Source organism: Streptomyces sp. NPDC054956 (assembly GCF_053609185.1).
This window is the reverse complement of record NZ_JBSGXB010000239.1, coordinates 1-11,994: the sequence shown is the minus strand read 5'-3', so window position 1 is coordinate 11,994 and position 11,994 is coordinate 1. Positions and strand designations below refer to the sequence as shown.

Below are 11,994 nucleotides of genomic sequence, written 5' to 3'. Positions count from 1 at the left end.
GAACTCCGGGGTAGAAGTACTCGTCGGCGAGCTTGCCGAGCGAGTGGCCGGTCTCGTGGATGGCCACCTGGCCGGACTTGGCGTTGCCCGCGGAGGCGGTGGATATGCCCTCGTAGCCGAGGGTGGCGCTGGGCTCGTTGTAGCCGGCGCCGCCGTACTTGGCGCTGTTGGCGAGGACGATGACGAGGTCGGCCTCGGGCGCCTTCGACACGTAGGTGTCCACCTTGGGCTGGTCCACGCACAGCAGCCGCTCGATGCCCTCGCACCAGAAGGAGGAGCCGAGGGCCGTATCGCGGACGGTCGCCCTGTCCGGGTCGCCGGAGACGCCCGACTCGCGGGAAACCGCGTCGACCGTCCAGACGTTGAAGAGGTTCCGGTAGGTGGTGTACGGCTCCACGGCCGTCACCTCGGCCCATTTGGCCCGGGCGTCGGCGTGGAACTTCGCCAGTTCGTCGGCGGTGTAGCCGTCGCCGATGACGACGACGTCCAGGCGGTCGGCGGTGGGGCCGTTGTCGACGATCTTGGCGACCTCGCCGTCGGCCGCCCGCTCGGCCTCCGAGAGCCGTGCGCCGGTCGCGGCCGCGGTGCCGGCGGGCACGAGCGTGTGGCCCGATCCGGCGTCGCCGCCCTGCTCCGGGCCCGGGATCTCGACCTCCACCCGCCGCTCGGCGGCCGGGGCGTCGGCCGCCCGGACGGGCCCGGCGGCCAGCAGGGCGGTGGTCGCGCAGGCTGCCGCGACGGCCGCGCGCAGGACCGATCGGACGGCTGGACGTCTGACGTGGCGCATGGAGTCCTCCCCCGGTGAAGGAAGTTGAGTGGAAGTTAACTGGGAAGTTAAGCGTGCTGAATCGGTTGCTTAAACTAGGTGGCGCACGACGGGTGCGCAATGCCCCACTCCCCCTGAATACTGGGGAGTTCGAGCAACCAGGGGGTTTCCATGGACGAACCGGCCGAGATCGGCCGCCGGGTTCAGCGCATGCGCACCGAACTCGGCCTGACCCAGAAGAAGTTGGCGGAGCCCTCCTACACCCCGGCCTACATCTCGACGCTGGAGTCGGGCAAGGTGCGCCCCTCCGAGGCGGCGCTGCGCTTCCTCGCCGGTCGGCTCGGCACCTCCTACGAGGAACTGGCCACCGGACGCCCCGCCCACATGGCCACCGAGCTGCGCCTCGCCCTCACCGACGCCCAACAGGTCCTGGCCGCCGGAGCACCCGACGAGGCCGCCGTCCGCTACCGGGGCCTCCTCGCGCAAGCCGAACACCTCGGACTCGCCGACGGCCGCGCCGAGGCACTGCTCGGACTGGGCGACTGCGCCCTGGAGTCGGGCGAACTCGCCGACGCCATCGGCCACTTCGAGGAGGCCGAACGGCTGCTGGCCGACGAGCCGCTCCCCCGGCGCGCCCGCCCGATCCGCGGCCGCGCCGTCGCGCACCTGCTCGCCGGGGAACTCCGGTACGCCTGCTACCTGCTCGAATCCACCATCGACGAACTCGGCACGAGCGGACTGCCCGACCCCGAGGCGCTGGTGCTCCTGTACGCGGCGGTCATCGGGCCGTACATCGACATGGGCGCCCACGCCCGGGCCGCCCACGCCGCCGAGGTCGCCCTGTCACTGGCTCCGCAGGTCAACGACCCGGCCCTGGTCGCGGGCATGCACCGGCAGGTCGCGCGCACCTTCCTCACCGAGGGGCGCGTGGCCGACGCCGACGCCTCCCTCGCCAAGGCCCAGGCGATCTACGGACAGTTGCGGCTGCGCACCGACCTCGCGCACTGCCACTGGATGCGCGGCTACGTACAGGCCCAGAACGGCGACCTCGTCAGCGCGGAGCGGGAGTTGCGCACGGCCCGGGAGATGCTCTCGGCCGGCCGCGCGGCCCTGTACACCGCCCAGGTCGAGGTCGAGCTGGCCGACGTACTGCGCCGCCTCGGCCGGTACGAGGAAGCCGCCGGGCTGCTCTCGGCCCTGCTGGAACTCGGGGACAGCCACGGCGCCGTGCACGCCGGCGGGGCGCACCGGCTGCTCGGGCTCATGGCCGAGGAGCGCGGCGAGACCGATTCCGCCGAGGAGCACTACGTGCAGGCGCTGGCGCTGCTGGAGCGCAGCGGGGCGACGGGCGACCTCGCCGACCTCTGCCGGCTCCTGGGCGATCTGCTGCGCCGGACCGGCCGCACCGAGGCGGCCCTGGACGCGTACCGCACGGGCCTGGGCCACCGGGCGGCCCCCGGCACCACCACGCTGGGCCCGGCACCGGCGGCTCCGGCGTTCCCTCCGCGCCCGGCCCCGCGCTGGGCCGTTTCGGATCCTTCCGTCCCCGACGGCGCCGGCTAGAGGTCGATCCAGTAGCGCCGCTTCGGGCCGATCAGGGTTTCGCGGACGTCCTCCAGCACACCGCCGTTGCTCTCGATCGTGCGGATCGAGGCGAGGTTGCCGGGGTCGCAGGTGAGCAGCACCCGGTCCATCCCCAGCAGCCGTGCCTCGTGCAGGACCTCGTGCAGGGCCCAGGTGGCCAGGCCGCGGCCGCGGGCCGAGGGGCGGACGCTGTAGCCGATGTGGCCGCCCGCGTCGAGCAGGAACCCGTTCAGGTAGTGCCGCAGATCGATGGCGCCCAGGTACTCGTCGCCCTCCGCGATCCACCAGTACGTGGCGTGGACGCGGCCGTGCTCGACCGGCACCGTGCGGTCCCCGTAGCTCCGCAGCCGCTCCGTCCAGGCGGCGAAGCCCTCCGGGCTGTCCACGTCGTCGTCGGAGCCGAGCCCGGCGCCGTCCATGTGCGCGTCGGGGCCCCATTCCTCCTGCGCGGCGAGCCACGAGGCGTACAGGCGGGGAGTGGGTGTGATCAGCTCGGGCATACGCGGACGATAACAGCCGGGGCACGGGCCTCCGCGTGCCGGACGGCCCCGGTGGGCGGTCGGGGGTTCAGTCGGCGCTCGGGAGCAGGGCCTCGCCCGCGGGACGACGGACCGCGGCGCGCAGGAGGCTCGTGACGCGCGCCGCGGGGACGGCGATGCCGGGTGTCCGCAGCGTCCAGTCCAGGAAGTCCTCGACGTTCATGGCCGGTATCCCGCCGAGGTACGGCTCCACGCAGACCGGCGTGTTCGGTCCGCTCCGCCAACTGGCGGCGAGCGGACCGGTGTCCACCGCGTCGTAGCCGAGCAGGTCCAGGAGTCCGGTTGCCTCGGACTTGGCCCGCTCGTCGTCGCCGGCGACGGGCAGGGCGCTGCGGTCCGGCGCGCCCGCGGGCCGGGCCGCCCAGCTCCGCGACGAGGCCGGCGAGGGTCCCGGGGCCCCGCGAGTTGCTGAGCACGACTTCCAGGCCTGCCGCGACGGCCAGCCGGGCCACGGAAGAACCGATCATTCCGCTGCCGATGAATCCAACCGTGAGGGGCACGAGGGGCACGGCTTCTCTCCGTTCGTTCGTATCGGGTGCCATGCCGCGGGCCGACCGGCGGCGGGCGGACGTGGCGGGGCCGCACGCGGGTCGCGCGTCGGTGGCCCGACGGACAGCCTGGAACCTCCGCGGTCTCCCACCCAGGCCCAAGTCCTGCGTACTCACGGCGTGATCACCCTGCGCGGGCCCGGGCGTAGGGTCCTCGTATGGACGACCGGGCCGAACTGAGCGACTTCCTCAAGTCACGGCGGGCCCGGCTGCGCCCCGAGGACGTCGGGTTGCGGGACTACGGCGCGGTGCGCCGGGTCGCGGGCCTGCGCCGCGAGGAGCTGGCCCGGCTGGCGGGCGTGAGCATCGCCCACTACACGCGGCTGGAGCAGGGCAGGGGCGACGGCGTCTCGGACGAGGTCCTGGACGCCATCGGCACGGCGCTGCGCCTCGACGGGGACGAGACGGCGTACCTGCACCGGATCGCGCGGCGTCCCCGGCCGTGCGCGCACGGCACGGATTCCTCGGTGGTGCGCCCGGGCCTGCGCTACCTGCTGGAGTCGTTCGTGATGACGCCGGCGCTGCTGGTCGGGCGGCACACCCAGATCATCGGCTGGAACCGCCTCGCGGTGGCCGTGTTCGGCGATTTCCCATCGCTGCCGGAGGACCGTCGCACCGTCTCGCACCTGTGGTTCACCGAGCCGTACGCGCGGCTGCACGGGGCCGGCTGGGAACGGGCGGCGCGCGAGCACGTGGCGCATCTGCGCGTCCTGCTCGGGCGGTACCGCGGCGACGCCGGGCTCGCGGCGCACATCGAGCACCTGCGGGAACGGAGCACGGACTTCGCGCGGATGTGGGCGGAGCACCCCGTCGCACAGGTGCGGGACCGGGCGTACGTGCTGCAGCACCCGGCCGTGGGCGAACTGCCCCTGCACGGCGAGCTCATCGCACTGCCCGACGAGCCGTCGTGCTGGGGTCTGGACCTGTTCGCCGCCGAGCCGGGCTCACCGTCCGAGGAGGCGCTACGGAAGCTCGCGCGTCCCTGAGCGGTGCCCGGGGTGGATGCGCCGCATCAGGGCCACGTACAGGAGGGGCGCCACGATGATGCCGACGGGCAGGGAGAGGTCGACGCCGCCCAGGGCGTGGGCGAACGGGCCCGTGTAGACGGTGTTCACGAAGAGGGCGGCCGCGGCGGTGCCCACCGTGAGGGCCGGCACCCCCGCCCAGTTGACTCCCCCGGTGTACCAGAACGGGCTGCCCGGGGTTTCGTCCGTGAGCGCGAGCCCGTCGTAGCGACACCGGCGGAGCAGCATGTCGGCCGCGTAGACGGCCATGCAGGGGCCGAGCAGCACCACCGTCAGCTGGAGGACGTCGCTGACCGTGTCGAGGAAGTTGGACACGAGGAGCGCGTACAGGGTCAGCGCGACGCCGAGCACACCGTCGACGACGACGCTGAGGGAGCGCCGGATGCGGACGCCGGCGGCCTGCAGGGCGAGGCCCGAACTGTAGGCGGTCATGGCGTTGTTGGAGATCGCGCCGAGCACCAGGGCGAGCAGGAACACCGGGACGAACCAGGCGGGCAGGATCGATTCCAGCCCGGTCTGCGGGTCGGTCATGTCCACGGCGGTCGCGGCGACGGCCCCGAGCGAGGTGACGGCGATGCTGGGCAGGTAGCCGCCGAGCGCGGTCCAGCCCGCGACGGCCTTCGGGGAGGTCGCCCGCGGCAGGTAGCGGGAGAAGTCGGCGCTGTTGGTGTAGGAGAGCGGGCCCGAGGCGATGAGCGTGACGCCGGCGACGAGGGCCGCCCACAGGGCGCCGCCGGTCAGCGGTTCGGCGGGTTCGTGGCCGAAGTCGGCGTGGTCGACGACCCCGAAGGCCACGACGGCGAAGGCGGCGGCGAGGGTCACGGCGATCGGGAGGTAGAGCTTCACGATCGTGGCGTGCCCGTACACGCTGATGGCCAGGGTGAGGGCGGCGATGACCACCACGACGCCGATCTTGACACCGGAGTTCGTCTCGATGCCGGCCTTCTCCACGAGGGAGAACGCGGAGATCGCGGCGGCGGCCAGGTTGAGGGCGAAGTAGCAGATGCAGATCAGCCAGCCGGTGATCGCGATGTTCACCCGGTTGCCGCGGATCCCGTACATCGCCCGCGTGATCACCTCGCTCGGCGTGCCCGAGGCCGGGCCGGAGACGGCGAGCAGGCCGACCGGCACCCAGAAGAGGTTGCCCAGGAGGATGACCGCGATGGCCTGCCCCAGGCTCAGGCCCATGAGGATCAGCGCCCCGCCGACCACCAGGCTCAGGTAGTTGACGTTCGCCGCGGCCCAGACGGCGAAGAGCTCACGGGCGCGGCCGTGGCGTTCCCCCTCGGGAACGTGGTCGATGCCGTGGGATTCGATGTGGCCCACCCGGTCCGAGGGCGACGGTGTCGCGGGTGTGGTGCCCGGGCCGTACGGGTCCTGGTGCGGGTCGGGAAGGGTGGACGCCATGGAGCCCTCCGGCTGCGGTCGTGCCCAGCTGCTTGCTTATTGGTCGCACACTCAATAGCCTTGCCGCCATGCCGTCAAGCCCCCAGAACAAACGAACGCGGAAAACTCCGGCCGCCCGACGTGCGGAAATCGTCGGGGCCGCCGCAACCGTCGCCCTCACCGAGGGACTGGAGTGCATCACCCTGCGCAGGATCGCCGAGGGCCTCGACGTCCGGCCGGGACTGATCAGCCACTACTTCCCCTCGGTGGAGGACCTCGTGGCGGAGGCCTTCGCCACCGCCGCGAGCAACGAGCTCGACTGCCTCCTGCCGGCGGAGCGGCCCGACGGAAGCCCCCTGCGGCACCTCGCCCGGTTCTTCGCACGCGCGACGGGACAGCCGTACGACGACATCAGCCGGCTCTGGATCAACGCCCGCCACCTCAGCCGCTACCGTCCCGTGCTGCGCGACCGGGTGGCCGTACAGGAGGCCGCCTGGCGCGGGCGTCTGGAAGGGCTCCTCCGCCAGGGCGTCGAGCGGGCGGAGTTCCGCACCGACGATCCGTACGTGACGGCCATCCAGATCCTGGTCGTACTCGACGGCCTCGGCGCCCACGCGAACACCGACACGCGCAACCGCCCCGAGGCCGTCACGCGCATGGCCGTCACCACGGCGGAGCGCGAACTCGGCCTGCCGGGCGGAACGCTCGCCGCGGCAGCCGGTACGGACGGCCACGGCGCCGCGGACGCCCCCGCCGACACCATCCGCTAGACCCTCCGAGACCCGTCCCTCAAGGAGCCGCAGTGCGCACCCTCCCCCGAGCTCCCGACTCCGCCCGCGCGGGGCGCCACCCCCTGGTCCTGCTCTCGGCCCGGCTCCTCGACCCGGTGACCGGCACCTTCCTGCCGGAGACCGCCCTGGCCGTGTCCGACGGACGGATCTCCGCCCTGGGCGACGACCGCCCGATCCGCGGACTCGCGGACGCCTCCTCGACGGTGATCGACCTCAAGGGGGCCGTGGTGACCCCCGGCCTGGTCGACGGCCACCTCCACCCCGTCTCGGGCGCCGAGCTGACCCACGGGCTGGACCTGTCCGGCTGCACGGACCTGGACGCGGTGCGGCAGGTCCTGGCCGAGGGGGTACGCGACCTCGCGCCCGGCGCCTGGCTGCGCGGCTGGGGCCTCGACCCGAACGCGTTCGGGGACCGGCCGGTCGGGCCCGCCCCCTTCGACGCCGTGCTCGACGGGGTTCCGGCGCTCCTCCTGCTCTTCGACGCCCACTCCGTGCTGGCCACCCGGCGGGCGCTGGAACTGGCGGGCGTGGACGGGCCGCGGACCTTCGCCCAGGCCTCCGCCGAAGTGGTGTGCGACGCCGAGGGACGGCCCACCGGACTGCTGCTGGAGGACGCGGCCTGCGAGCTCGTGGAGCGCGTCGCCCCGCAGCCCACCCGCGGCGAGCGCCTCGACCGGCTCGCCGCCGCCCTGCGCGGCATGGCCGCCGCGGGACTCACCGGCGGCCACGTCATGGACGCCAACGGCGACACCCTCGCCTTCCTCGCCGAGCTCGACGCGGCCGGCGAGCTGCCGCTGCGGCTGCGGGTCGCGCCCTGGTGCCAGCCCGGCACCGACGCCGACGGGGTGCGCGAGCTCATCGAGCGGCAGGGCGCCGGCGGCGCGCTGTGGCGGACCGAGGGCGTCAAGCTGTTCATGGACGGCACCATCGACAACGGCACCGCGTGGCTCGAACACCCGGACTGCCACGGCGGGTCCACGCACGCCTTCTGGCCCGACACCGAGGTCTACACCCGGATCATCGGCGAGCTGCACCGGGCCGGCGTGCCCACCGCGACCCACGCGATCGGAGACGCGGCCGTACGGCACGTCCTCGACGCCGTCGAGAAGGCCCGGGCCGGCGGCGGACCCGCGGTCAGGCACCGGGTCGAGCACATCGAGACCGTGCCCGACGACACCCTGCACCGGTTCGCCGAGCTCGGTGTCCTCGCCTCCATGCAGCCCACCCACTGCTGCGACTTCACCCGCGCCGACCACACCGACAACTGGTCGCGCCGCCTCGGCGAGGAACGCGCCTCGCGCGCCTGGCGCTGCCGCGACCTGTGGGACTCGGGCGCCACCGTCGTCCTGGGCTCCGACTGGCCGATCGCCCCGTACCCGCCGCTGGGCGTGATGGCGGGCGCCCGCCACCGCCGTCCCTCCCGGGACCTCGGCCAGGATCCGCACGGCCCGGAACAGGCGCTCACGGCCCTGGAAGCCCTCCAGGGCATGACCGTGAACCCCGCACGGGCGGCGGGCGAGGAGCACGAAGCCGGCCGCATCCGCGCGGGCTACCGCGCCGACCTCACGGTCCTCGCCGGAGACCCCCTGACCACCGCGGCCACCGATCTGGCCGCGCTGCCGGTCCTGCTCACCGTCCTCGACGGGCGCCCGACCCACCGCGACCCGAGTCTGTAGCGGCCGACGCGGGCCCCGGCTCGCGCCCCGGCCCGTGCCCCGGCCCGGACGTCGGCTCGGGCCCCGGCTCGGCGTTCCACTCGATCCGGCCGTCCCCGAGGAACTCGGTGGGCGTCGTGCCGGTGACGGCCCGGACCGTGTGGTTGAAATGGGCCTGGTCGTGGAATCCGGCGAGTTCCGCGACACGGGCCAGCGGCAGGCCCTTCTTCTGGAGCCGCAGCGCGTGCGTGAAGCGCAGGATCCGGGCGATGGCCGCGGGAGAGTGCCCGATCTGCTCGCGGAACCGCCGCTCCAGATGGCGCACGCTCCACAAGGTGTCGGCCGCCAGCCGGGCCACCCGGATCCGGCCGCGCGTCCGGTGCAGCTCGTGCCAGGCCCACAGCACCTCCGGGGCGACCCGCGCCCCGCGCTCGAGGAGCGGCAGCAGCGCGGCCTCCAGGAGCTGGAGCCGCTGACCGAGCGGTGCGTGCGCGAGCATCTCCGGCAGGTGGCGCAGCTTGCGCGGGAGGAGGTGGACGGGATCGAGGTGCGGCAGGCGCCACTGCGCCATCGGGACCCCGAACAGGTGGTAGGCGCCCATCGGGCTCATGCGGACCACCACTCCGCGTACGTCCCCTTCGTGCTCGGCGCGGACCGCGACGGTGGCGGGCAGATCGGCGCGGGAGGCGGCCGTGCTGTACGTGCGGTCGCCGGCCATGCTCAGGGTCCGTACGGGAGCCCCGAAGCCGAAGTTGACCGTCGCGATCGTGTTGGGGACGACCAGGCGTCGGCGTACCGGTCCCGCGGCGTGGGCGTAGGCGGAGTAGCCGGACACGATGCCCCGCAGCACCGGTGAAGGTGCGAGCTGCCGGCTGTAGGAGGCGGCCTCCCGGTCCTCGCGTGCCACCGCTTCCCCTCTCTCTTCACTCTTCTTCCCGGCGCCGGCCCCGCTCCCGTCCCGCCTCGCCCCGTCCCGCCTCCCGACGGGACGGGGCGAGGACCGAAGTCGATCAACGGCCGTATCGTGTCCGGGCCTCGGGACGGACGGCAATGCGATCTTGAGCCAACGGCCCGCCGCTCTCCTCCTGTTGGCCGATTTCCCACCCACCACCCACCCCACCGACCGGACGCGCCCCCTCCCCTTCGTGTCGCATGAGAACAATGCGCGGGAGGGATCTCCCTCGCCATGCTGACCGCGGGCCGCAATCCGGCCCGGGGTACGACCGGGATGCCGACACGGGCGGGATGGCGCGCATGAGGATGCACAGAACGGCGGGACCGGCCCTCGACACCGGATGGGGAGCCCGAGCCCCCGCCCCCTGCCCCTCCCTCGTACGCGCACGCGCCGCCACCCGATGACGGACTCCCGCAACGGTGTCTCGGCCGCCGCGCTCGACGCGGCCTTCCGTACGGGGCGTCCGCTGCTCGCCGCCTATCTGCCGGCGGGGTACCCGGACCCGGCGGCGAGCCGCGAGCTGCTGTGCCGGATGGCGGACGCCGTGGACGTACTCGAAGTCGGCTGGCCGTTCACCGATCCGATGATGGACGGGCCGACCGTCGCGCGGGCGAGCGCACAGGCACTCGCGGCCGGCTTCCGGGTACGGCACCTGCTCGAGGCGGTCGCCGAACTCGCCCCGCGCACCCATGTCCTGGTGATGGGCTACTACCAGCTGTTCCACCGCTACGGACTCCGCCGCGCGGCCGAGGAGCTCGCCGCGGCGGGAGCCGCCGGGGTGATCATGCCCGACCTGCCCCTCGACGAGTCCGGGCCGTGGCTCGCCCAGGCGCGGAGGGCGGGTCTGCACACCGTCTTCGTCGTGGCGCCCACGGCCGGGGACGAGCGGCTGGCCCGGATCGGGAGGCTTGGCGGCGGCATGCTGTACGCGCCCGCCACCCAAGGGATCACCGGAACCGAAGGACCGCTCAGCAGCGGCCTGCCCGCCTTCGTCGACCGGTTGCGCGCCCTCACGCCGCTGCCCGTGGGCGTCGGCATCGGGGTGTCCCGTGCCGAACAGGCCGCCGAGATCGGCCGGTACGCCGATGCCGCCATCGTGGGGTCGGCCCTGATCCGGGCGGTCCACCGGGCACCGGGCCGGCGGGGGATCTCCTCGGCCGTCGCACTGGCGTCGGAGCTGCGCGACGCGCTGCGCGGCGGAAGGACTTCCTTCCCTTTTTAAACCATAGGCATCGATTATATTAGGGACATGACCGAAATGCCCCGTGGTGTCGATGCCCAGCGTGTCCACCACGCCCTGGCCGTACCGTCGCGTCGGCGTCTGATGACCCTGCTGCGGGAGGCGGACGGCCTGCTGGGCGTGGATGACATGGCCGCTGCCACGGGGCTTTCGGTCGCCACCGTCCGCCACCATCTGACGGCCCTGGCCGAAGCGGGCCTGATCGCGGCCACCGCCTCGGCGGGGCCGGGCCGCGGCCGCCCCCGGCTGCGGTACGCGGCCACCCGCCCGGATCCGCAGGAGGAGTCCGCGGACGCCCCCTTCCGGGAGCTGGCCGAAGCCCTGGCCCAGGCCGTGGGCGGGGGTCCGGGCGCGTCCCGCGAGGCCGGTCGCGGGTGGGGCCGGCGGCTGGCCGGGAGCGGTCCGGCCGCGGAGCAGGTGTTCGCCGTGGCGGCCCGGATGGGCTTCGCGCCCCGCGACGAGCCCGGCCCCGACCCCGCCACCCGGCGGGTGCTGCTGCACGGCTGCCCGTACCGGGAGCTGGCCCGCGCCCGGCCCGAGGTCGTGTGCGCCGTCCATCAGGGCGTCCTGGACGGACTGCTGGAATCCACCGGGACCACGGCACGGCTCCTGCCCTTCGTCGGCCCGGACCTCTGCGCGGCGGACCTCCGCACGGCGGACCCCCGCCCGCCGGAGCCGCGCACCGACTGACCCGCGTACGCCGAAGCCGCGTACGCCGGAGCCGCCTACGAACCGACCCGCGGACGCCGAAGCCGCGTACCGGCCGACGCACCGACCGACCCGCACTCCAAAGAGGGACACCAGCCCATGCGCATCGTCTTCCCGCTCTTCCCCGGCTTCACGGCGCTCGACGCCATCGGCCCGTACGAGGTCCTGCGCTTCCTGCCCGGCGCGGACGTGCTCTTCGCCGCCGAGCGGCCGGGACCGGTGCTCGCCGACAGCGGGGTCCTGCGGATCAACGCCGACGCGGCGCTGAGCGACGTAGGCTCCTGCGACCTCGTGGTCGTGCCGGGCGGTCCGGGCTCCCGGGCCCTCGCCGATCCCGCGGCCCCGTACGTGCGCTGGCTGCGCGAGGTGCACCCGACCACCGAGTGGACGGCCTCCGTCTGCACCGGGGCCCTGCTCCTCGGCGCCGCCGGAATCCTCGACGGCCTGCGGGCCGCGACCCACTGGAACTCGATCGACCGGCTGGAGTCCTTCGGGGCCTCCTACACCGAGGAGCGGGTCGTCTTCCAGGGCAAGGTGGTCACCGCGGCCGGTGTCTCCTCCGGGATCGACATGGCGCTCGCGCTCGCCGCCCGCATCGAGGACGAGACCACGGCCGGGGCCGTCCAGCTCCTCATCGAGTACGACCCGCGGCCCCCCTTCGACAGCGGTTCCCCCGCCAAGGCCACGCCCGAGGTCAAGGCCCGGGCCGCCGCGATCGCCGCCGAAGTCCGGGCGAGGCCGGTGTGAGGCCCGCCCGGTACCGGAGCCGTTCCGCAACGGGCCGGACGGGGCCTCGC

At 74.0% G+C, this 11,994-nt stretch carries 11 protein-coding genes and 1 pseudogene; 7 read left to right on the top strand and 5 right to left on the bottom strand.

Annotated features, from left to right (window positions below; genetic code table 11):
- The coding region (locus ACWGDE_RS28725) for a M64 family metallopeptidase (RefSeq protein ID WP_453391938.1) at positions 1-787 on the bottom strand (787 nt) is incomplete at its 3' end.
- 150 nt (positions 788-937) lie between these two features.
- On the opposite strand from ACWGDE_RS28725, the gene ACWGDE_RS28720 reads away from it, so the two are divergent.
- Positions 938-2,329, top strand: coding sequence for a tetratricopeptide repeat protein (locus ACWGDE_RS28720; RefSeq protein ID WP_453391937.1), 1,392 nt, complete (start codon positions 938-940; stop codon positions 2,327-2,329).
- Here the strand turns inward: ACWGDE_RS28720 and ACWGDE_RS28715 are convergent.
- Positions 2,326-2,850, bottom strand: coding sequence for a GNAT family N-acetyltransferase (locus ACWGDE_RS28715; RefSeq protein ID WP_453391936.1), 525 nt, complete (start codon positions 2,848-2,850; stop codon positions 2,326-2,328). The genes ACWGDE_RS28720 and ACWGDE_RS28715 overlap by 4 nt on opposite strands.
- 67 nt (positions 2,851-2,917) lie before the next feature.
- Positions 2,918-3,356, bottom strand: a pseudogene (locus ACWGDE_RS28710) (hypothetical protein).
- Between the two features lie 239 nt (positions 3,357-3,595).
- Here ACWGDE_RS28710 and ACWGDE_RS28705 point away from each other — a divergent pair.
- Positions 3,596-4,423, top strand: a complete 828-nt coding sequence (locus ACWGDE_RS28705) for a helix-turn-helix transcriptional regulator (RefSeq protein WP_453391935.1) — start codon at positions 3,596-3,598, stop codon at positions 4,421-4,423.
- Here ACWGDE_RS28705 and ACWGDE_RS28700 read toward each other — a convergent pair.
- On the bottom strand, positions 4,400-5,869 hold the full coding sequence (locus ACWGDE_RS28700) for a purine-cytosine permease family protein (RefSeq protein ID WP_453391934.1): 1,470 nt from the start codon (positions 5,867-5,869) through the stop codon (positions 4,400-4,402). The genes ACWGDE_RS28705 and ACWGDE_RS28700 overlap by 24 nt on opposite strands.
- Positions 5,870-5,937: 68 nt before the next feature.
- Between ACWGDE_RS28700 and ACWGDE_RS28695 the strand changes: the two genes are divergently transcribed.
- Positions 5,938-6,618 (top strand): TetR/AcrR family transcriptional regulator, encoded by a 681-nt coding sequence (locus tag ACWGDE_RS28695; protein ID WP_453391933.1) that lies wholly within the window; start codon positions 5,938-5,940, stop codon positions 6,616-6,618.
- Positions 6,619-6,650: 32 nt separating this feature from the next.
- Positions 6,651-8,315 carry an amidohydrolase gene (locus tag ACWGDE_RS28690; protein WP_453391932.1) on the top strand — a complete coding sequence of 555 codons (1,665 nt, stop codon included), beginning with the start codon at positions 6,651-6,653 and terminating at the stop codon, positions 8,313-8,315.
- Here ACWGDE_RS28690 and ACWGDE_RS28685 read toward each other — a convergent pair.
- Positions 8,269-9,201 (bottom strand): helix-turn-helix transcriptional regulator, encoded by a 933-nt coding sequence (locus ACWGDE_RS28685; protein ID WP_453391931.1) that lies wholly within the window; start codon positions 9,199-9,201, stop codon positions 8,269-8,271. The two genes, ACWGDE_RS28690 and ACWGDE_RS28685, sit on opposite strands and share 47 nt — an antisense overlap.
- A gap of 448 nt (positions 9,202-9,649) precedes the next feature.
- Between ACWGDE_RS28685 and trpA the strand changes: the two genes are divergently transcribed.
- The 3 genes from trpA (at position 9,650) to ACWGDE_RS28670 (ending at position 11,944) form a co-directional block, all read left to right on the top strand.
- Positions 9,650-10,471, top strand: a complete 822-nt coding sequence (trpA, locus tag ACWGDE_RS28680; protein ID WP_453391930.1) for a tryptophan synthase subunit alpha — start codon at positions 9,650-9,652, stop codon at positions 10,469-10,471.
- A 27-nt stretch (positions 10,472-10,498) separates the two neighbouring features.
- Positions 10,499-11,179, top strand: coding sequence for a helix-turn-helix transcriptional regulator (locus ACWGDE_RS28675; protein WP_453391929.1), 681 nt, complete (start codon positions 10,499-10,501; stop codon positions 11,177-11,179).
- Positions 11,180-11,296: 117 nt separating this feature from the next.
- The gene (locus ACWGDE_RS28670) at positions 11,297-11,944 is read left to right on the top strand and encodes a DJ-1/PfpI family protein (RefSeq protein WP_453391928.1); all 648 of its coding nucleotides are present in this window, start codon (positions 11,297-11,299) and stop codon (positions 11,942-11,944) included.
- The last annotated feature ends 50 nt before the right edge of the window (positions 11,945-11,994 follow it).

Excerpts from the sequence above, each read along its gene's own strand:
- ACWGDE_RS28715 (WP_453391936.1), bottom strand. The coding sequence starts at position 2,850 with ATGCCCGAGCTGATCACACCCACTCCCCGCCTGTACGCCTCGTGGCTC.
- ACWGDE_RS28670 (WP_453391928.1), top strand. The coding sequence starts at position 11,297 with ATGCGCATCGTCTTCCCGCTCTTCCCCGGCTTCACGGCGCTCGACGCC.
- trpA (WP_453391930.1), top strand. The coding sequence starts at position 9,650 with ATGACGGACTCCCGCAACGGTGTCTCGGCCGCCGCGCTCGACGCGGCC.
- ACWGDE_RS28705 (WP_453391935.1), top strand. The coding sequence starts at position 3,596 with ATGGACGACCGGGCCGAACTGAGCGACTTCCTCAAGTCACGGCGGGCC.
- ACWGDE_RS28675 (WP_453391929.1), top strand. The coding sequence starts at position 10,499 with ATGACCGAAATGCCCCGTGGTGTCGATGCCCAGCGTGTCCACCACGCC.
- ACWGDE_RS28695 (WP_453391933.1), top strand. The coding sequence starts at position 5,938 with ATGCCGTCAAGCCCCCAGAACAAACGAACGCGGAAAACTCCGGCCGCC.
- ACWGDE_RS28720 (WP_453391937.1), top strand. The coding sequence starts at position 938 with ATGGACGAACCGGCCGAGATCGGCCGCCGGGTTCAGCGCATGCGCACC.
- ACWGDE_RS28700 (WP_453391934.1), bottom strand. The coding sequence starts at position 5,869 with ATGGCGTCCACCCTTCCCGACCCGCACCAGGACCCGTACGGCCCGGGC.